Raw genomic sequence first — 21,680 nt, 5'->3', positions numbered from 1 at the left:
GTCGCTCCAGCCCGCTCTTCCTGACGAACGAATGCCGACACAAGTCAGGGCACCAACAACGCGGTTCCGCTCGTCACGCCAGCCGAGAGACGCAAGGAATGCTCGCAGGCTAACTGCCGCGAACCACCTGCGGGCATCGGACCGATCGACGGTTAAGCATTGCCGCTCACACGTCCGCAGAATAGGGATAATAGCTTATTACATGTTCGAGCTACCGACGGTTCGCGATTGTATGGTGCGCAGGTGAGGCTCTGTAACTCATGGCGCACAAATCCATGTTGCGCGCGCGCCACGTCGTCGCCGCAGGCCGGCCCATTCCCTTCAGAGGGCGTAGATTGCCTCTTCGGAATCATTCTTCAACTATCTGTTTGGCAGCAGAAGTTCCGGCGGATGTGGTTCTTCAGAACCGCTTTATCTCAACTCCGTATTTTCGCAGCGCATAGCCGATTTGGCGCGGGGTTAGTCCGAGTAGGCGCGCTGCCTTGGCCTGCACCCAGCCAGATTTTTCCATGGCCGCAATGACACGCTCGCGATCGGTCATGCTCGAACCACCAACGAGAACTGTGCCGGCAGGTGCCAGTGGGGCCGATTCGCAGACAGACTGCGGTGGCAACGTCGTTTGAGCTAGCGGAATGATGGACTTTGCAGGCATCGGCTGCATGGGTACCGCCACGTCGGTCTTGTCGTTCGATGTGCTTTTCCAGAGCATCATGGAAAGGCACTGGCCTTGGGAGCATGCAAAGTCACTTCTCACAATCGACGGCCCGGTACACAGCGTCGCTGTTCGCTCGATGCAGTTTTCGAGTTCGCGAATATTTCCCGGAAACCCGCAGTTCATCAGTACATCGATCGCACTCGCCTCCAGGGTGAGCGTACGGCCGTTCTCGCTGTTGAACTTTCTGAGGAACTCTCTGGCTAGCAGCGGAATATCAGTGCGTCTTTCGCGCAGCGGCGGCAACAACAAGGGAACTACGCTAATACGATAGTAGAGGTCCGCGCGGAAGTCGCTCCTTGCCACAGCCTCTTCAAGGTTCTTATTGGTCGCAGCTATGACTCGAACATCGACCTTAATCGTGTGATTGCTGCCGACGCGCTCGAACTCCTGCTCTTGCAGAACTCGCAGCAACTTCGCCTGGAACGGAGCTGAGATCTCTCCGATCTCATCCAGAAATAGCGTCCCTTTGTCAGCAAGCTCGAAGCGCCCCTTGCGCGAGCTGACCGCACCGGTAAAGGCACCTTTCTCATGGCCAAACAATTCCGATTCCAGGACCGTCTCGGGCAGCGCCGCGCAATTCAGTTTAACGAACGGTCGTTTAGCACGGGACGAGGACTCGTGAATTGCCTTGGCTACGAGCTCCTTGCCGGTGCCGGATTCGCCACGCAGCAGAACCGTGCTGTTCGATTTGGCTACAACCGCAATCTTCTCGAGCAGCCCGCTCAGCGCGGCGCTGTCGCCAATAATCCCGTGGGCGTGAAGCTTCTTGCGCTCGCGAGCGACCACCCCAAGCTCAACTACCTTCTGTGGCTGGTCTTTGTCCACTAAAAATCGTTCGCGATCGCAGGCGAACAAGCGATGTAGCTTCACTGTTTGTCCCACCAAGTCGGCGACCATAGCGAGCAGCCGCGCATCGTACTCGAGCCGAAGACTGGAACTATCGTCCTGGATACGGTCTACCGTCAGCGTACCAACGACCCTCGCTTCGATACGAATAGGAGCCCCAATGAACGATACGCGCACGCTGTCGGAGGCGCCGAGAAGCTCCCGGTCGGCAGCGCTGAAGGCCGGCTCGCCGGCTACGCTCTCGACAACAAGAGGCCCGTCTGTCGCTACGATCTGGGCGATTGCATTCTGCGGCAGCCACGTGCGGTAACGTTCGTCACTGCCTTCGCTCCAGCTGGCGCGAACGGTAATTTCCGGGATGCCGTCATCGCGGAATAGTGAGACGATGCCGTGTCGCATCTGCACAAACGATTGCAGCAGGCCAAGGACCTTGGCCAACGTGACTTCGAGCCGATCAGGAGCGCTGACTACTTTCGATATTTCGAAGATGCCGGCCAGCGCGCTCTCATACGACGGCTGCCCCGAGGGATTACCCTCCGGCTCCGGTTGCGAGGTAGGTCGTTCGCCCGAGGATGGGATATGCAGCATGAGCCTGTCTCCGTTGTCTTGATTATCCTCCCTGGAGTCATGCTGGGATTGGCGAGCTTCGTTTTGCATGTCACTCTCTGATCTAGCCCCACGTGTTGACGGGATGACATAGAACCGTGACACCTTATTATGGCACGACACGAAACTTGCAATGTGCCCTCGTTTCACTTTTTGCGGATCGTGCGCGTCGTCAGCGGAGAACATACGTGCCGCTGCAGGACACGTCAGCTGCGTCGCCAGAGCGGCGGCTTTACAAATGCTGCCCGCCATTGATCGGCACCTCGGCTCCCGTGACATAACTCGCCGCATCCGAGCACAGGAAGAAGATGACCTTGGCCACTTCATCCGGGGTCCCCACTCTGCGCAGCGGGATACTTGGCACGAGACGGGCTTCCGTGTCCGGCGATAGCATGTCGGTCTTGATTTCGCCGGGTGCGATCGCATTCACGCGAATGCCATGCGGCGCATAATCATAGGCCAGCTCGCGTGTGAGGCTCGCAAGCGCCGCTTTCGACGTCGCATAGGCGCTACCGGCGAATGGGTGCACCCGTGAGCCTGCTATTGAAGTCACATTTACGATTGCTCCTGACGCGGCTCTTAGCTCGTCAAACAGACCCTGCGCCAGCAGGATCGGAGCTACCAGATTAAGATGAAACACCCCCATCCAGGTCTCGGTTGACGTGGTCAGCGACGTCATCCGATCGCCAGTGGGCGTTTTCGGCGAGACCCCGGCATTATTCACCAGCGCGTGCAAGGGCGCACCAGCCAAGCGCTTCTTGACCTCGGTGATCGCACGCGGCAGCATTCGATGATTGCTGAGGTCGATCTGGAAATGATCGTCATTCCCTGCCTCCCAGGAGCATCGCTCGCTGTCGAAAGGTTGGCGCGCGCAAGAAATGACACGCCAGCCCGCCTCCGAGAACAGCTTGGCAGTGGCATGACCAATTCCGCGCGATGCCCCGGTGAGCAACATCGTCTTTTGTTCTCTACGATTATCACGCGCTTTATCGGCGTAAACGAGGCAACCCAAATGTGTTTCGGCCAGCGGCTCTCTAATCAGATTGTCATTCGGCAGATCGAGATCCAAGGCCGCCTCCTCTACTGCTAGGCCAGCGGACGATTAGCAGGATTTGCGCCACTGCGGTGCAGATAAATCACCTCCATTTTGCGTCCTAACGTCGCGCACGCCGAACACTTGGCCGATTTCAGACAGCCGTGGGTGTGCTTTGTGACAACAATGGCAAATCAGCTACGTAAGCTCTCTAGCACACTCGCCTGCTTCATCACAGGGGACGGACCGCGCTCGCTTTCTTGATCGCGCAACCGAATGAGCTGCGGCTTGTCGCCGCCTCACCGAAGTCAACGACCGCTCGGGAGCGACCACGGACATTTTGCCGTGCTAACTCCAAAACTGACGTACCCGCCTCGCACGTCAGATTTGTCATTCGTCGATTCTGTTTGTCGCACCCCTGGGCAGAACTCGGGATATCGCTGGACGGGTTGGCTCCAGGCACGAGCTGGCGAACTGATATGTTCATCCACGCTCGAGCACTGATCAGCTCCGATTTGTCGCTTACCGAAGCATGACGACGACGTGTTCCGTCTGATTAACGCTGCGCAGCACTTTAGGGCGGTTGTTATCGACGTCATGGCTCAAGCCAGGGCACCCGGCCGTCGCTTCGTTCCGCTCTTCGCTGCAAGTTCTCGCCAACAGCATCACGTTGGGCAGACGATTGTTGCCTGTACAAGAACTGGCAGTACTCTTGGATGCAAAGAGCGACAATCAGGTCAATCAAGCGCGCTACAACTTTCATGAAGTTACGAGCTCTTGCGAGTTGTCTTCGACCAAGATCAACCTGCTCGGATCGTTCAACTCGAACTCTATAACGCGTGGAGCAAAGAGACGCGCATAGCGCGTGAAGGCGCTCGTTGGGGGAAAACGGATCACCGTGTCGCAGCGCGCAAGGAGATACATCTCAGTGAGGGCAGAAAAGCCACCCTCGGCTCCGAGGGCGGCGTTGTGCAACGGGCCGGCGTGAGGCGCCTGGAACTGTTTTGGAATCGTAAAAACATCGGGAAGTATTGCCGACATCTGCTCAAGGATGAGCGCGCTGTCCGTGCATAGGAACGCCCTCACAGGCTTCGCATGTGGTAACGCCCTCGCCTTGTCAATGGCATTACAGACCTGTCGAAAGGCGCGCTCCGCGTCCGCCCAGTAGGGAGCATGCCCCATAATGTCCTCACCGTTGCCATGCCGGACATGAATGCCGATCACGCTGTACGGCTCAAAGTGCTCGCGGTAGATAGCATCAATCCGAGCCTGAATTGCAGCTCGCGGCTTGATGCTCCGAAAGATCTCTCGCTCCGCCTCCTGATCGCAGCGCCACATCAGGCAGGCATCACACACAACCGTGTTAGCGTCACTATCGCTCTGACTTTGGAACAGTTGATCGAGTTGGTCGCGTTCAAGGAAGATCTGCTCGTCCGGGCGGTAGACGCAATCGATAGACGGCTTGTTCCACCATACCGGAAAGAATGGTCCCGGAAACGAACGTTTGTTGATGTCGTCGTCGCAAATCACCGGCACGCCGGCAATGTCTTCAACCGGTTCGAAGAAGACCGGAAAGGCATTGGTGAATGGTTCATCAAGATAGCAAGACCCCCGCCAATCGATGGCTAGCGTCCGCCCTGTCTGCTTTGCAAAACGCCAAGCTGCCGCCAGGGACCACAGACAGTCGCCAAAACCCGTACGCCGCCGGGACACTACGAACCGATCATTCATCGCACCGCTAACCATCTCGATTGCCTTTTCGCGCGCTCCTGGTTGGACAAAAGACATCGATACAGACATCTCGGGTCTCTTCTCGCCCGGCGTCACAGTCTGAAATTGCGGTTCCGGCGATCTGCGTCGGTAGAACTTCATAGCAGGGCTATCCGTGATGGCCGCGTCCTCTCAACACTTTCTGTCCTTTCTTTAGCGGTGTTGCATCTACCTGCCCGAAGTCCGATGCCCAATACTCCCTGTGCGTCGGATGGAATGGTCCCCTCACATGCAGGCATAGGAGGCGTGGCCACATGCGCTTCGTGGTGCTTCACCAAGGACTCGGGACGGATCGATCTCTGCCCCGAACTCCCCTGCCAGCAGCTGCCGCAGCAACAGTTTGGCGTCCAACGTAACCGGCTGAAACACAACAGGACGCTCGAGCGTGGTTTTGCAATAAGCTTCAGTCGCGTAGAACGCGATGCGGTCGATCTCCCCGAGCTCGACTCCTGCGGTAGACAGGCAGTATCGGATCGAGTTGCTAGGGAGCTTGTTGGATGGCTTGACACAGTTGAGGCGCTCGTCTTCGACAGCAGCAATTACGCGGTGATCCTGCACAAGAACCGCAGCGCCATCGTGAACAGATCTATTCGGCAGCTCCGGAGAGCTTTCATGGATTTTATCAAGGTCACAACTCAGTCCCGGGCACAACATCCCGTTCTCCATCGTCATGAGGGGAAGGCCAACTGCCGTCCCACCGAACTAACCTATACAGTCACGCTCCGCCGCTGCGGGGCCAGACAGCACAACACGACTTTGCAAGGTCTGTCTCGGCGCGTAGCGACAGGCGCTCAGAAATAGGGTGCTGGCGTCCGATGCAGACGGACCGAACAGGCGGCCATAGAGCTGGCTTGATCACGGCCTCTTAAGGCCGTTGCAGAAGCCGCTGTAACAGACCAGGCCGCTCGCGAGCTACCGCGGAAGGACTCATGACACTGCATCGATTGACTTTCTCCCTTTCGCTCAACTCACGTCAACGCAGCAGGCGCCGCCGAAATAGTGCTGTCGACGCGAGAAATGGCAAGACCGCGTAAACACAGAGCGCACCTACGTGCAGGGCGGCACTGTCGGCGCCGCGCTCAAGCATCGTTGGACGAATAAGGTCGACCGAATGTGCGAGCGGCAACAAGCTGGCAAAATGCTGAAATGAGTCGGGCAGTTGGCTCGTCGGAAAGACCGCGCCACAGAGAAACACCATGGGCGTAAGGACGAGCGACTGGTAAAACACGAAGTAATCGTAAGTTGGCGCAAGAGATATGACGACCATTGCCAGGCTGGCGAAGACAAGGCCGGTAAGGGCGACTGTTGGTATCGCACAAAGAATGGACGACCAGGATGCATAACCCAGCGCGGCAGCGACAATCCCGATTGCTGTCCCGGCTAGAACGGACTTACTGGCCGCCCACACCAACTCACCTAGAACGATATCTCCGAGCGTGAGCTGTGTGAACAGAATTCCCTCCCAGGTGCGCTTGACACCCATCCTAGCAAAGGCCGCATACAGCGTTTCAAAGGTCGCTGATGTCATCGCGCTGATTGCGACCATACCAGCCGCCAGAAAGGCAATGTACGAAGTCCCCTCAACCCGTCCCACGATGAGTCCGAGGCCAAAGCCAAGGCCCAACAGATTGGTGATGGGGTCTGCGAGATTGCCGAGAATCGATGCAAGCGCGACTTTCCTCCATGCCAGGAAGTTTCGTCGCCATACCGCGATCCAGTTGTACGCGTTAGCCGGCATCAACGATGCATAACCTTCATCCATCGCTCATTTCTCCATCTCGCGCCCGGTCAACCGCAAGAACACGTCTTCGAGATTCGCGGGGCGCTGCAGTACGCGAAGGTCCGCTTGCCCGCGCAGGTGCACGCGGACTTGCTCCGGATATGGCGCGTAACAAAAGAGCGTCTCTCCACTCACTTCGATATGGCGCGCATAAGGCCTGATCAGCTCTCGTAGTTGATTGACATCACCGCCATAGATCTCGATCACGTTGCAGCCGATATGCTCGTCGATCAAGGCGTCTGGCTTGCCTTCGGCGATTTTGCATCCACTCTCAAGCACGCATAGCCGATCGCACAGGCGCTCGGCCTCTTCCATGAAGTGAGTGGTCAAGAGGATCGTCTTGCCACGCGCTAGCAGGGCCCGCAGGCGTTCCCACATCAGGTGGCGTGCATGCGGATCCAGCCCAGTGGTCGGCTCGTCCATCACGAGTAGATCTGGATCATTAATCAGGGCACGCGCCAGCGTCAGCCGCCGCTTCATGCCACCGGACAACTCGGAGACACGCACGTCCGCTTTGCTTTCAAGGCGCGCAAACTCAAGCAGCGAGGGTGCAACCGCCCCGATCCTGCGAGCGCTCATGCCGAAATAGCGGCCAAACACAAGCAGGTTCTCTCGCACAGTGAACTCGAGCTCAAGGTTGTCGAACTGCGGCACCACCCCGACGCGCACACGCGCCGCACGCGCGCGGGAAGGCACAGGCTCATCGAGGACTGTAATCTTGCCTCCGTCGGGCGAAATCATGCCGAGGAGCATGCGCGCAATCGTACTCTTGCCAGCTCCATTCGGCCCAAGCAGTCCAAAGCACTCTCCGCGCGCAACCGAGAACGACAGGTCGTTGACGATAAGCTTGTCGCCAAATGACTTCTTTACACCGGCAAGGTCGATCGCCACAGTGGACATGTTCATCTTAGGCTGACAGAAGTCGTTCCGTGGACGATGGCTTCTTGGCGACCGTTTTGCTCCAGAGCATGCCCTCGCACCAAACATGGTCGACACGCCCCCATTGGCAAGCTGCCGCAGCGTCCGGAAAGAATCCTCTTCCGTGGAGGTTGGCGCTCGTGTTGCAGAGCAGCGGAATGCCCGTGAGTTGCTCAAATTCGACGAGAAGCGCAGCAATTTCGTGAGGAGAGTTGCGGGAAATTGTCTGCAGCCGCGCCGAGCCGTCAAGGTGGACGACCGCCGGGACCTTGTCGCGCCAATTCGCCCGGGTCTGGTGATCGAACAGCATGTAAGGATCTGGCGTGCCCGGGCTGAAGATCTCCGGCGCCCGATCCTCAAGACAGATCGGCGCCACTGGTCGGAAGTGCTCGCGACGTTTGATCTCATTGAGATGATCCTTCATTGAAGGGCATGCTGGGGCTGCAAGAATGCTTCTACCCCCCAACGCCCGCGGCCCAAGTTCGGCGCACCCGGAAAGAAAGATGACGGGCTTATTGTCGGCAAGAATCGACGCAAGTTCACTCAGACTGCAAGGTACGGCCTCCCACTCCGGCGGAACCTCGCTCTCCTGGAGGGCAGGACCACTGTAAACTGACCATTGCAATGGCCCGAAGCCATCCTGCGCTGCCATGGCTCCGCACGCCGCGCCGATTGCCGAGCCGCTGTCATTCGGAAACGGGGGCACCCAGACATCATCGAATAATCCCGTCGCGCGAAGCGCGCTGTTCCATTTGATATTGAGACCGCAACCTCCGGCGACACATAGATTTCGCGCTCCCGGAAGCGACGAATATCTCAGCAGAAGCAGCGCGATTTCCCTAACAAGAAGACGTTCCAGAAACACATGGAACGAGGCGAGGACGTCCTCCGCTCGCTTGGTGGCCAGGCGCAATGCGCTTGCCTCGAAGAACGCGTGCATAGCTGCAAGAGACGATTCCGCATTGTTGATGTCTTCGCGGTAGCGGCGAGCCTGCTCCGTGTCGGCCGCCAAGCGTGTTTCATAAAGCTCCTGAAACACTTCCACGATGCTTTCATCAACGGAGCCAAGAGCGATGTAAGCCATCAGCTTGCCGGCGATGCCCAGATCCCAATTGGAGCGGTTCGGCTGCCGGTATGGCCCGAAGTGAAGGCCCGCGGCAGCATAGGCGTGGCCAATCATCGGAAACAGCGATCCGATGAACCGAGCTCCGCGCGGTTCGACATAGTAAAGACGTGGAAAGATACAGCCATCCCATACCAGACAGAACGAGGGCTGTCCCTCGGCTGCAAAGGGACTGGTGCTATATGCCGACGCGACATGGCCTGTGACATGCGGGTAGCTCTTATATGGAAACTCCTTGCCTCCGAGGAGGAGGCCAACGCCGTCGACCGGATCAAGGAGGCCCTCAGCATGACTCTCGACATATGGCGCGCCTTTTAGCGCGACCTGCACCGCTCCGCTTAGGAGCTGGAACTGCGATTCACTCTCTCCGTCCCAGCCGTCAATGACGAACTGATCGATATCCCGCGGCTCCAGGCCATGCTCCGCCAAGGCGCGCACGACTGCATCGAGATTGTCGACGGACTGATAGCGTAGACTGTTGCCGCGCTTCTCTTGCTCAACACAAAAAAGAAGCCGACCGTCTTCGACGACAGCAATTGCTCCGTCATGTGTCAGCTTTATTCCGCAGATGCGCATACGTGCTCCTGGCCTAATGACCGACGTTTGATTGTTCCGACGAGGCGCCTGGCTTCCGAAACCGGACGATCAAGCAGTCTTCGTTTGCCGATCCGGTGCAGCAGTGCCGACGCTCGACCTCCGATAGGCTCTCCTTAAAGAGAGCGATCACAGTTTCTGCACCAGCAGCATGCCCCCAGCGTTGACATAGTTCATCACGCGCAGACCCGAAAATCAGAGTGCCACCTGGCGCAAGCATACTCACCAGGTTGCAGATAGCCGCATGCATCTCCCTCACGTCTTTGAGGTAGTAAAGAACCTCGGCCACGACAATCAAATCGAACTGCTCAGTGGTCGAGAACCGCTGAATGTCGCAGGTCACCCAAGTATTATGTGACCACTTACTGGTCCGCAGTCGCGCTCGCTCGATTGCCTGCGGCATGACATCCACAACGGTAAGTCGCTCGCATAGCGGCGCCAGCATCTCCGTGAATGCACCGGCTGCACATCCTACTTCGAGGGCAGACGCAGCATCTCCGTTGCCACACGACATCCGGAGCATTTGCGCGTATCGCTCCTGCTCGAACGAACTGCTGTCAAGGCGCCATGGGTCGTCGACAGCCAACTCTCGCTCTAATAGCTGATGGTTCGCGTCCAGATTCATGAGACGACCACTTATTTGTAGGCAGTCGAGCGTTCGCGACCGGAAACACTCTCCGTGGCCGCGAGGCCCCCTTTTTGAATGGCAGTATGAATGGCAGTAGGCCCCATCCCTACACTAGCCGCACCTCGTCCGTCATTGGGGCGCAGGATGACACGCTGCTTCTCCTCTTCCGCCGGCACATTGGTAACTTTTCGGGATAGCCAATCGCTATTGCTCAATGTACAAAGCGCATAAGCCTTCAATGGTAGTAAAAGAAAGATATTGATCGGTGTGTGGAGCGAGAAGCCGATAAACCGCAAATCGCGGGCACGAAGCGCTGCCACACTGCACCGGACCATAGTCATTGCAGCAATCGTCAATCCCGTCCACCAGGGTATAGAGCCACCGATCACGAGCTGTGCAAGCGCAGTAAGTGTTGAAATGGCGAGGAGAAGTGGGCCGAGATTTTGCCCGATAACATCTAGGGTCAAATATCCATCGAGCTCTGGCAGCAGGCGCAATGCAAGAAACGTATCTCGAAAGGTACTGCGGGCCCAACGGAGCTGCTGACGCAGATATGGCCCAAGACTGTGCGGGACGACTGTGGCTGCTATCGCGTCTGGGACGTATTCGGTTCGAAACCCCGCCTTGAGCATGAGTATCGTTAGATGGCGGTCCTCGCCGAAATCACTCGGCTTCCCACGAAAGAATTGCGCTTCGTACTGATCAAGAAGCAAGGTGAGTGCGGAACGCCGATACATTGCACATGGGCCGCAGCAACACATGACGGCACCGAAGCGCGCCTGTGCCGCGCGCTCTTCGTTGCACGCGAGCCAATATTCCATATCGATCAGCCTGGTCAGCCAGGTCTGGTTGCGATTACTTGCTACGAGTTGACCCATCGCCGCACCAATTTCCGGGTCATGCATCTTCAATACAAGCTTCGTGACGACGTCGGGAGCAAGAACCGTGTCGGAATCGACGTTGACAACCAGATCCCCGGATGAGCTGCGTATTGCAGCGATCTGCGCTTTGCGCTTTCCGACGTTGTTGGCCAACAAGATGATATTGAATCTCGGATCAATGGCATATATCTGGTGTACAGGCGCGACCACGTCCCGGTTTGCAGACCCGTCATCGACCACATAGACCCGCATCTTTCCGGCGTAGTTTTGACTGGCAATCGACTCCAGACATTCAGCAAGCGTGTTTGGATTCTCATTGAAGCACGGCACGATGACGTCCACAGAGGGAAGGACCACCTCGGCTTGTCCGAGGCTGTCCTGTAGCGATGAGCTGATCGTCGGCTGGGCATAAAGCGCTTGCACGCTCTTATAGACAGTCGAGAGTAGCGCATAACTTGAAACAGCGGCAGCACTGGTTGTCGCGAGCAGGTCCATAGGGTGCCAGTTCTTGTTCAGTGGAGTTGAGGGAGTGGACGGATTACAAACCCGCGCCGTTGTAGTGCCGGAATCAGAGATGCCAGCGCCTTCGTGGTCTGATCACGCAGCGTTGTATCGGTGCACAGTCTCTCCTCATCGGGAGGATACCCGTCGTGCAGGAGCACAATTGCACCCGGGCGAACGTTCGCCAGCACCGAATTCACAATTGTATCAACACCAGGGCGGGACCAATCTCTCGGGTCGACCGACCAGTGCAGAGCCGTGAGACCAGCGCTCGCCGTCATTGCGAGCACCTGCTGCGTCCATATGCCGTAAGGCGCTCGCATATGCCTGGGCGAGGCCTTCGGGCACGCCAGACGGATCGCCTCGCTCGCGGTCAGCACTTCATCCTGTAGCTCCGCAGGTCCGCATCTGGATAGATCAGGATGGGTCATCGTATGGTTCGCAACCTCATGCCCTTCCGCAATCACTCGTCGGATGAGGTCAGGATGCTCGATCGCGTACGTGCCGATGACGAAGAATGTCGCCGGAACCCGATGTTGCGCCAGCACATCGAGCACCTCTGGCGTACAAAATGGGTTCGGCCCGTCATCAAAGGTCAAATAGACAGCTCGACTTCCGCTCACGTCAGCGTAGTCGCAGCGGACAGTGGATGGGGTGGAATGCTCTGTCACAACTCAGGCCCGTTCCGATCGATGAAAGTCCCGGCCGGCCATTCGCTTATCGAGCGTCCCAGCGGAAACACCACGACGACCACGTCCTCGAGGCGGGTCGGCGATAAATTGGGATAGACATCCGGCTGCGTGGAGCGGACGCGAATGCCATGCATCAGGGTGGCGAGCCCCTGCCTTTCGACCAGTCGCGTCATATGTCTCTCAAGCGCCGGCCGAACCGTGCCAAAGCCGAATGGAACGCCAAGCTCCTGCAGCACTGGATACATCACGCGCATTGCGTGGCTTATTCCGAGCCCTTCGAGATCCGGACGCACCGCATACAACCCCAGTTCTGCTACGAGGAGATCGACTTCACTAACTTTGATGAAGCGACGTAGTAGCCCGAGATGGGCCGCTACCCCGCGCGCGTCGTAACCAATTGCACGGAGCTCCGGTCTTGCGCCGGCCCAACTTCGGCTTCCCTCAAAGGGCTGCGCATTGAACGCGCCCGTCGGCCCATAACTCTTGCGGAAGAACTCCGCGAGCTCGGCATGATCGGCGAGCCGCAGCTCGTTCTCCCAACGAAGGCTCCACTGCACTTGAGCGCGCGCAGAAGAGCGTTCCGCAGCCGGGGACACGGCAATGTTCATGGCAAGCTTCCTTGCGCCAGTGGAATTAAGAGCGAGACGGTCAGGTGAACTCGTTAGTCGCCGAACGGCCAATCAAAACCGAGATGCGCGGACTTGCTGTGTCGGACCTCGGCACTGCTCGCCTGCACAGCGCCGCTGGCCCCATGCTCGCGAGGCAGCCAGCGCTCGGTTCGCGCTCCTCATCCGGCCAATGCCCTGCGTGCCATATATCGGAAGATGCCCACGATGCGATTCGACTAGCCAGAACCTGCCTGCACCAAAGAGCTTTTGCGCCTCCTGTCGCATCGATGTCCCTCGCTTTGATCTCTGAGGGCAGACCATCGACGCGCGGCCCTCATCGACGGCGCTTGGGATCGGCATCAAGTCAAACTGGCTTTCATACATCTTCGACACGCCCCGAATGCACTGGACAGGCGAGCCATTTGGAAAGGCGCCTGGATTTCTTGGCATCCGCAATCTGCGCCTGCCGCTATTCCCTGACACTAGAATGATGCTGAAAGCGCTCTCAAGTGTACGCGGGTAAACCTCGAATATGGAAACGGATGGCATCCCCATACCAAGGTTTATCGGACGCCGCTTGCCGACCAAACGAGCGCACTTCGCACGGAGGCGCAACACGGCTCGCATGCCGCGCCTGTAGACGGCCATGAAACGGACTCGGCGGCGCGCTCGCACGTCCAGGAGCTTTCCTCTGAGCTCACCTGAACGACCAAAATCCGTTGTGGTGTGCCTGGTTACTTTTTCAAACTTCAGTTTGCTATCCAACATCCCGCAATTTGGTAAAATCGATTGTTTCGATAGAACACATCCACACGATGGATAGACTGACAACATGCGGTTCAAAGGACTCGATCTAAATCTTCTCGTTGCGCTCGACGCCGTGATGACGGAACGCAACCTCACAGCGGCGGCTCGCAAAATTAACCTGAGCCAGCCAGCTATGAGCGCTGCGATCGCACGGCTGCGCACCTATTTCCGCGATGAACTATTTACTATGAGAGGTCGCGAGCTCGTCCCGACACCTGGCGCGGAGGCGCTTGCAGGTCCGGTTCGCGAGGCCCTGCTGCACATCCAACTCTCAATCATATCACGCGACGCGTTCGACCCGACTCAGTCGAGTCGACGCTTCAGGGTCATTCTTTCAGATTTCATGACGATCGTTTTCTTCCGCAGAATTGTGGACCGCATGGCACAAGAAGCTCCCGCCGTGCGGTTCGAATTGCTGCCATTTTCCGATGAACCCGATGAGCTGCTCCGTCGGGGCGAAGTCGACTTTCTCATTCTGCCGGAACTGTTCATGTCGAGTGCGCACCCTAAGGCGACGCTATTCGACGAGACCCTTGTGTGCGTGGGATGCCGCGCGAACAAGCAGCTATCCCGACAGCTTACGTTCGAGAAATACATCTCGATGGGGCACGTTACTGCCAAGTTCGGACGAGCACTGAGACCGAACCTCGAAGAATGGTTTTTGCTTGAGCACGGTCTGAGGAGACGAATTGAGGTCGTCGTGCAGGGCTTTAGCCTGATTCCGCCCATATTGTTAGACACGAACCGTATCGGCACGATGCCCTTACGACTGGCCAGACACTTCGAAAAACGAATGCCACTGCGCATCATCGAACCGCCTCTGCCCCTACCCATATTCACAGAGGCCGTGCAGTGGCCCTCGTTCCACAATACCGATCCCGCGAGCATCTGGATGCGGCGGATATTGCTGGAGGAGGCATCCAACATGGCATCTGGTGAGCAAACGCCTCCAACTCGCAGGCGCTGTTAGGCTTACCGCAAGCTGCGACTCCGAATATCCTAAGCACGCTATAGTCCCTTCGACGTGCTCGGTCCCTTCCTCGCTTCCGCGTCTCCTGGTCGTCTCCTGGGGAGACACTGCCACGACCTCACAATGCAGCGATCCGTTGCGAAGACTTTTCCAGTTGTAAGCGAGGTGACTTCCCAGGTGTGGTTTGATGGTCTTGCGCTGCATTCAGGGCTACCCCTGGCACTATCGCGGATAGAACACGCCTCCATCACAAATGTTTAGCTTGGCCAATAAAATGGCTTGAATCGCACATTGCGTCAGGTTGTAGGTTGACGGTCGCGACTAGCGCTGCACGACGCAGCCGTCGACGGAGCGCTTTGGGGAGCTCACGGCGCTCACGGACGCTGGGATGATCTGCCATCAGCGAGCTGAACGGACCAGCTACGTGGTCGGCCGAAACCGGCGAGACGGATCAGCTTGGAGGGTCCTGAAGCTTTCCCGCCGCGGCCGATCGGCTTACCGCTTGCTCTCCATTCTTGTGGTCATTTCGCGACTTCCTTATCGTGATCGCAGGGTTGAGCCGATGTCCATTCGGGCGAGCCAGGACGATTGCTCCAGGTGGAGCCGCCACCGCACGTTTTTTCGCAGCAAGGACGTTTGCGCCGGATAAGAAGAGATGCGTTTCAAAGGCCTGGATCTAAATCTTCTCGTCGCGCTGGATGCTCTGATAACTGAGCGCAATCTCACCTCAGCGGCACGCAGGATCAATCTCAGTCAGCCGGCCATGAGCGCAGCCGTTGCCCGGTTGCGTTCATATTTTGGCGATGAACTGTTTGGGATGAGGGGGCGCGAACTTGTCTTGACCTCGCGCGCGGAAGGGCTCGCAGCCCCTGTACGCCAGGCTCTGGTGCACATCGAACTCTCAGTTATGGCGCGAGACGTGTTCAATCCAGCTCGATCGAGCCGGCGATTCAGGATCGCCCTTCCTGATTTCATGACAGTTGTATTCTTAAGAAATGTCGTGGAGCGCGTCACGCGAGAAGCCCCCACCGTCAGCTTCGAACTGGCAGCGCCGACCGTTGAGCACGAGGAGCTCCTCCGCCGGGGCGAAGTCGATTTTGTTATCCTGCCAGATTCTCTCATGTCCAGCGCGCACCCCAGGGCGGCCCTGTTCGAGGAGAGACTCGTCTGCGTAGGTTGCTGCACGAACAGGGAATTACAACGCGGGCTTACATTCGATCGATATATGTCGATGGGTCACGTTGCAGTTAAGCACGGAGGTGCGCCCCACACGCCAATTGAGCGATCATTTTTAAGCGATCTCAGCCCTACTCGGCGCATCGACATTCTCGTGCAAAGCTTCAGCATGATCCCGCCCCTCCTTGTTGGGACGAACCGCATAGGCACGATGCCATTAGGGCTCGTGAGGCATTTCCAAAAGACCATGCCTCTTCAGATTGTCGAGCTTCCGGATCCATTCCCCGTCTTCACTGAAGCGGTCCAATGGCCCGCAATTCACAACAATGACCCGGAAAGCCTGTGGATACGGGAAATATTGTTCCAGGAGGCCACGCGCATGGCAACTGCACAAGAGCACCCCGTGACCAGCACTCCGGAAGGGGCCGGCAGTGCCGGGAAGTTCGCACAATCCGTCTCGCCGTTGCCGTAAGGATGTTCGTGAAGTCTACGAACTTCACACTCCAACACTTGTCTCGACACACACAATTGCACCTGCCAGGCTTGCTCTCCTTGTCGCGGATAAAGACCCTCCGGGCGCGCGGTTCATGAGACGTTCTTGATTTCTTTCGCGCGTTGGCGTTAGGCGCGATGTCACAACCGCAGAGTGTTGGTCTGACTTTAGAGACGGGGACGGAGCAGCACGTTCGCGCTTAGGCCAGGCGTTAAAGTTACAACCGCGACCGCCAAGCGCGTCTCTCGAGAAGGCAGGACCGGCACGGGGCTCCTGTCGTCAACGCTCCGAGTTAGTAGTTGCTCCCGATGGATGGAGGCGATCGGCTATTTGGAGTCGCAACAAAATGCGTCGTGAGCATAGAGGGCGTCGAGCATACATATCGCGCGGCTCTGCCGCGCTGCCAAAGCAAGCATCGCGCTCGCGTGTGGCCCTATGGCATCACTCTACAGTACACCGCTTCTCCCTCGCTCTGCGCCGCAGGTATGACTTCTTTTGGCCCTACCGCAGCCAAACGTCTTGACGACGTGCGCTGCCCTGGACGCAATTCAAACAAGGAGCTGAAGGTTGAAGCTATGCAGCAGCGTGTTCGATCCAGAAGAGCTTTCTGCCCTCGGACGACTTTATGATAGCGCCGTCGACGCGCTACCCCCTTCGATGCGGAGTCAAGAAAATCGTACGGCAATCGCCAAGCTCATCCTGGAGCGTACAGCGGCTGGCGAGGCTCAACTGGCATGCCTGTCGAAGTTGTTGATCACCCTTTCCCCCCAGGGTTGATCCGCCGCCATTCTAAGGATAGTCACCACTCTCGCGCTGGAATGGAAGACGATTCAGCTGGAGCTTAGAAGGCCGCTTGAATCATACGTGACGTCAGGTTGTAGGCTTCAGAATTGAACAACATGAACAAACCTACACCAAGAAGGCGCCGATTGCGCATTGGCGAACTTGCAGAGGCGACCGGAGTAACGGTACGCACGCTGCACCATTATGAGCACACAGGACTCCTAGCAGCCACAGAGCGTACTGACGGCGGCCACCGGATGTATGACCGGGATAGCGTGCAGCGGGTTCACCAGATTCGCGCGCTGCGTGAGCTTGGCTTCTCACTCGTCGAGATCCGTAAAGCCATGGAGGGCACGACCTCTCTCACGGACCTGCTGCGCAAACATCTAGAGCGCATAGAACTTCAAGTCGCTCGAGCAACTCTGTTGCGCGACCGTTTGCGCAACATGACAATCGACGGCGAGGCGCAAGTAAGTGTGGATGAGCTGCCTGCCACTCTGAATGCCATGTCGCGAGTCGAGACGCGTAGTCAAACGTCCCCATGCATCTGCAATTTGGCGTCAGAGCGCGAGGACCGGTGGCGGCGAATCCGTGACGACCTTCGCGATTGCATGGATCGGAGCGAGCACCCTTGCGGTGAGCGCGCAAAGGCTGTCGCGGTTGCGGCACGCTCGCTGATCAGCGAAATCGCCGGTGCCGATTCACGCGTTTCGATGATCCTGAAGGTACTTGCACGACTGAGCGCCCCCCGCGCTCTGGCTGGTTGGGATCCCTGCCTAATGCAATATCTCGATCTTGCCCTTGGTGGGTTGGAGGATCAGCCGTACTGACCCGTTCATGGCCGTTTCCACACGTCGGTTGACGGCAACCTGACAACGCTAGGTTGATTGGCCGCTCTCTGATGCGGGCTGAAAACTTTATGGGCTTAAGCGGACAGATGGTCATAGCCCGCCGATGCGCGCTCCTGATGCACCCATGCCCCTCAAACCCGCTTGATCCGCACGTAACGTCAAATTGTAGACTCTAGGGAAATTGGAAGCTGGTCGAGCCAACGCACGTTTGGCTTGGAGCAGCCTTGACCTGCATGGGTGTCTGATCACAACCACTTGGGATCACTTCAGTGAGCATTGAAGGCTATACAATTGCAAATACGCAGCGCGCTTCTGTTGCAAGTGCGGCGATTCTCTTCTGCGCTCTCGCCGCCCCGCTTGCGCGCGGTTCTGAAGTAAAGATCGCCGTGGCTGGCCCAATGACTGGAAGCAGCGCCGCGTTCGGCGCGCAAATGCGCGATGGTGCAGCTGCGGCGGTTGAGGACTTGAACGCTTCGGGCCTACTTCCGGATAATGCCAAAGTTATATTGAGGGTCGCTGACGACGCCTGCGACCCAAGGCAAGCTGTCGCAGTTGCGAATAAGCTCGCGACAGAGCGCGTCCTGTTGGTGGTTGGCCATTTTTGTTCCTCTTCGTCGATCCCGGCCTCCGACATCTACGCTGAAGCAGGCATCGTTCAGGTGTCACCAGGCTCGTCAACTCCTCAGCTAACAGAGCGCGGCCTTGAGACTGTCTTTCGGATCTGCGGTCGCGACGATCAACAGGGGACCGTTGCCGCCGAGTACATTCACGTGAACCATCCCAACGAGAACATCGCGGTGATCGACGACAAGAGCACTGCTGGAAAGGGCATTGCCGACGTGGTTGAAGCCCAGCTTCATCGACTCGGACGACAAGTCAGTCGGCAAAGCTATGTTGCAGGTGAACGGGATTTCAGAGCGCTGGTCTCAAGAATGAAAAAGGATCGAGTGCGCGTCGCCTATATCGGCGGCTATCATACCGAAATCGGATTGTTTGTGCGCCAGGCATCAGATGCAAAAGCAGACTTCATAGTCATGGCAAACGATCCGCTGATGACCTCTGAATTCTGGGCGATTACCGGCAGCGCTGGGAATGGCACATTGTTTACCTTCATGCCCAATCCCGCCGGGAGTGCCAAGGCGGCCGGCGTTGTCGCCGGACTCAAAGCTTCCGGCCTGTCCGGTGAAGGCTACACGCTATACGCCTATGCAGCTGTGCAAGCCTGGGCAGAGGCGGTGAACCGGAGCGGCTCCTTCCATGCTACGCGGGTCGCCAGCGCACTTCGTTCATGGCCGGTCGACACCGTGATTGGCCCGGTCCGGTTCGACAAAAAGGGAGACAACTCGGCTTCTGGATTTTTGGTTTACCGCTGGCGCGACGGCCATGTTGAACGTGTCAAGCAGTACTGATTGGCACGCACCGCCGGCTCCAAACGCAAAGTATCACGAATGACGAGACGCCCTCAGAACGTTATCGCAGCGATACTCGCTAGCTCTTTTATACTTGCTGCTTTCGGAGCGTTTTTCGCGTTCGCTGCGGCGCTCGCAGAACTAGCTAGGGTCGAGCTGACGGAGGTGCTACGTCCGATGATAGACAAATAGCAGCCCCCTTGTCCTGATCCGTCCGGCAGCACAGGACCGCTGGGCGGTCGACTACAGTTCTGGCGGGTCTGAAGGCATGACCAGCCGGATCGCCATTGACACATTCTCCTGGACCGATCATATCGCGCAAGCTCGGATCCACGCAGGGAAGAGAGAGCGGGACGGCATGAAGCAATCAGGACCCATTACATAGGCTATAGCCGGGTATTGCGGGTAACCACAGCTGGTGGATCGTCGGCGCCGAGATTGCATGTCTTGTCTCTTCGGCTCGGGACTACTGCAGAGCTTCTTCGGCTCCATTTCAAAGCTATTCGCAAACGTGCAGCCCTGCGACTTCTTCTTTGTCAACCATGATCGGTGATCAACGGATCAGCAACCCTGCCCGACATCCCTTATGCTCTGAGCCCAGACCGCGGGAAGAACCAGTTAACCGGCTCCCATGAAGGCGGTGAGGCTGCTCGCGGGCGCTATCAACGAACTGGATGCATCCCATCAACACTTTCGATTTTACTCATTCAGCCCAAACACCGCATAAGTCGACGCCGGATTACGGAAAGAACAGTCCACGAATGTCTCGTGACAATGGCTCTTTGCAGGTTGGTCGCAGCTCAATTCGCGTCTGTCGTGGCTGCATCACGCAATGTTTGACAGCGAAACACGCGGGGCACCAATGCAGTGCGATGAGCAACCGCAGGCGGGCGCGCAATCTATCACGTTGTTGTCTCTCGCCTTTGCCATGATACTCGGCGGCTCCAAGAAAACAGCTTTCACGCGCACTGTTCGGCGAAGGTAAATGCGTCCGCAGCATAGAACTTGGGCAGGTGAACTGTCCTTTGCACCGGTGCGGGCCGGACTATTCGCTCTGACCAGGCCGATAGCATCAACAATCCAGCCGTGTCGCCGCGGCTCCAAGCAAGGCAGTACAATCACCAGTGTGACCCCGACTGGAGTCACTGCAGCTATCCGACGCGCTGGACGGCTCGATCACGCTCCAATAGACTTCCGGGCCACTTACAACGCTTGTCGGCTTTTCCATATTCGCTCACTTCGCCTTTGCAATCCTGTCGCGGGAGATGTGTGCCGCCCTGTTTGGGGACCGTGCGCACCTCCCGTGCAGCAGCGATTCGTCGGCCGACGCATCCGGCATCTGGCGAACGGGAAAAGATACCCTTATTCCGCCTGTCTTGCATTTCACCATTTTGGAGAAATTCCGTGAAACTTGACCCTTCCAATTCACGCATACAGGATCTCGAGGATCGCATCGACCTGCAACTCGACATCGTGGCCGCGCTCATGCGCGAAGAAGGCAACGAGCTCGAAGCGATCCGACTGCTCAATGCACTCATAGGCCAAATGATTACGGCGGAGCTGGAGCTCGGCCAGCGTGGTGATACGAGCACCGATGACGGGCGAATGCGACTGTCGCGAGACCGTGGCGTTTACCACCCCGAGGACCTTCATTTTTTGGGACGCCTCTTCGATCAGACTGTGGCGGCATTACCGGCAGCGCTACGAACTTCCGTCAATCGAATGACGATCGCCAAGCTGATTTTTTCACGTGCGGCGGCGGACTGAACTTTCATTTGGCTTTTTCTGGGTTGACGGCGCTGACCGAACGTTTATCGCTGGACTGACAATCGTGCCAATGTCGTCCGCACCAGATCGAGGGTATGCGGCTTATGGGCTCCCCGTCCATAAGCGGGTCGCTTCCGCTGGCTTTCTATATCGCAACTGCTCGCGACGACGTTCGAGAGCAGGCTCGCTTTATCTCGCGCCGCGGACGACACAGTTACGTTCGATCTAGCAAGACCTTGCTGTTCCTCGACGCCTGTGGCCACCAAGAGCTGATAGCGCGGAAGCGCAACCCAACACATACGTTCGAGACACCGGACGGCTATCGCCGCTTCCGACCGCTCCCTGCGCCGACCTTCGAACTCGCTACATGTATCAGATACGATTCCCCAAGCAGCCCTAGGGGATGTGGTGCTTCTTCTTCCGATCAAGGTCTACCAGATGAGGTAGCTACGACATGTTGGATGTGTGGTACCCTTCAAAGCTAATGCTCGGAACAGGGCGATCAGCCACTCCGCACGTTAGCAATCTTTCCGCGAGGCACCCCGAGATTGTCCGCCGCGCACTGGTGGCGCTGAGACGCGGCGCGCACCACCTGTCAGTATCCGAGAACCTCACATAGCTTTCCGAGATCACAATATCGCGGTTGGGCCGCTCACGTCCGGTTAGTCGTGACTGGCCTAGCGCGGATCTTCCGTTTGCAGGAAGAATATCCACAATTTATTGTCGACA

General features: G+C 57.6%; 16 protein-coding genes. 5 read left to right on the top strand and 11 right to left on the bottom strand.

Features of this window, described 5'->3' with window-relative positions; translation table 11 throughout:
* Positions 1–400: 400 nt before the first annotated feature.
* The 11 genes from nifA to ABIA45_RS37440 all read right to left on the bottom strand — a co-directional run bounded on the left by nifA (position 401) and on the right by ABIA45_RS37440 (position 12,695).
* Positions 401–2,218, bottom strand: coding sequence for a nif-specific transcriptional activator NifA (nifA, locus tag ABIA45_RS37490; protein WP_404655411.1), 1,818 nt, complete (start codon positions 2,216–2,218; stop codon positions 401–403).
* Between the two features lie 181 nt (positions 2,219–2,399).
* Positions 2,400–3,236, bottom strand: coding sequence for an SDR family NAD(P)-dependent oxidoreductase (locus ABIA45_RS37485; protein WP_036015438.1), 837 nt, complete (start codon positions 3,234–3,236; stop codon positions 2,400–2,402).
* Between the two features lie 723 nt (positions 3,237–3,959).
* Positions 3,960–5,072, bottom strand: coding sequence for a nodulation protein NodZ (locus tag ABIA45_RS37480; protein WP_081494646.1), 1,113 nt, complete (start codon positions 5,070–5,072; stop codon positions 3,960–3,962).
* Positions 5,073–5,195: 123 nt separating this feature from the next.
* On the bottom strand, positions 5,196–5,642 hold the full coding sequence (locus ABIA45_RS37475) for a carbamoyltransferase N-terminal domain-containing protein (RefSeq protein WP_276324974.1): 447 nt from the start codon (positions 5,640–5,642) through the stop codon (positions 5,196–5,198).
* 301 nt (positions 5,643–5,943) lie between these two features.
* Positions 5,944–6,732: an ABC transporter permease gene (locus tag ABIA45_RS37470; protein ID WP_036015439.1), complete on the bottom strand. Its 789-nt coding sequence runs from the start codon at positions 6,730–6,732 to the stop codon at positions 5,944–5,946.
* A gap of 3 nt (positions 6,733–6,735) precedes the next feature.
* The gene (gene nodI, locus ABIA45_RS37465; protein ID WP_085969282.1) at positions 6,736–7,656 is read right to left on the bottom strand and encodes a nodulation factor ABC transporter ATP-binding protein NodI; all 921 of its coding nucleotides are present in this window, start codon (positions 7,654–7,656) and stop codon (positions 6,736–6,738) included.
* Position 7,657: 1 nt separating this feature from the next.
* Entirely contained in the window at positions 7,658–9,367 is a 1,710-nt protein-coding gene (gene nodU / locus ABIA45_RS37460; RefSeq protein WP_036015440.1) for a nodulation protein NodU, read from the bottom strand.
* Positions 9,368–9,380: 13 nt separating this feature from the next.
* Entirely contained in the window at positions 9,381–10,010 is a 630-nt protein-coding gene (nodS, locus tag ABIA45_RS37455; protein ID WP_036015441.1) for a nodulation methyltransferase NodS, read from the bottom strand.
* Positions 10,011–10,021: 11 nt separating this feature from the next.
* Positions 10,022–11,389, bottom strand: coding sequence for a chitooligosaccharide synthase NodC (gene nodC / locus ABIA45_RS37450; RefSeq protein ID WP_100213401.1), 1,368 nt, complete (start codon positions 11,387–11,389; stop codon positions 10,022–10,024).
* Positions 11,390–11,406: 17 nt separating this feature from the next.
* Positions 11,407–12,066, bottom strand: coding sequence for a chitooligosaccharide deacetylase NodB (gene nodB, locus ABIA45_RS37445; RefSeq protein ID WP_036015442.1), 660 nt, complete (start codon positions 12,064–12,066; stop codon positions 11,407–11,409).
* Positions 12,063–12,695 carry a NodA family N-acyltransferase gene (locus tag ABIA45_RS37440; RefSeq protein ID WP_036015444.1) on the bottom strand — a complete coding sequence of 211 codons (633 nt, stop codon included), beginning with the start codon at positions 12,693–12,695 and terminating at the stop codon, positions 12,063–12,065. Before ABIA45_RS37440 ends, nodB begins: the two co-directional genes overlap by 4 nt.
* Positions 12,696–13,527: 832 nt before the next feature.
* Here ABIA45_RS37440 and nodD1 point away from each other — a divergent pair.
* The 5 genes from nodD1 (at position 13,528) to ABIA45_RS37415 (ending at position 20,951) form a co-directional block, all read left to right on the top strand.
* A complete protein-coding gene (gene nodD1, locus ABIA45_RS37435) occupies positions 13,528–14,472 on the top strand; it encodes a transcriptional regulator NodD1 (protein WP_036015446.1) in 945 nt (314 codons plus the stop codon).
* 655 nt (positions 14,473–15,127) lie between these two features.
* Positions 15,128–16,120 (top strand): transcriptional regulator NodD2, encoded by a 993-nt coding sequence (gene nodD2 / locus ABIA45_RS37430; protein WP_036015447.1) that lies wholly within the window; start codon positions 15,128–15,130, stop codon positions 16,118–16,120.
* A gap of 920 nt (positions 16,121–17,040) precedes the next feature.
* Positions 17,041–17,754, top strand: a complete 714-nt coding sequence (locus tag ABIA45_RS37425; protein ID WP_193375001.1) for a MerR family transcriptional regulator — start codon at positions 17,041–17,043, stop codon at positions 17,752–17,754.
* 290 nt (positions 17,755–18,044) lie between these two features.
* Entirely contained in the window at positions 18,045–19,184 is a 1,140-nt protein-coding gene (locus ABIA45_RS37420) for a branched-chain amino acid ABC transporter substrate-binding protein (RefSeq protein WP_225156247.1), read from the top strand.
* A gap of 1,404 nt (positions 19,185–20,588) precedes the next feature.
* Entirely contained in the window at positions 20,589–20,951 is a 363-nt protein-coding gene (locus ABIA45_RS37415) for a NolY (protein ID WP_081493935.1), read from the top strand.
* Positions 20,952–21,680: the final 729 nt, after the last annotated feature.

This window comes from Bradyrhizobium sp. USDA 336 (assembly GCF_044908355.1).
Classification (GTDB): domain Bacteria; phylum Pseudomonadota; class Alphaproteobacteria; order Rhizobiales; family Xanthobacteraceae; genus Bradyrhizobium; species Bradyrhizobium yuanmingense.
This window is presented reverse-complemented; position numbering and strand designations above follow the sequence as displayed.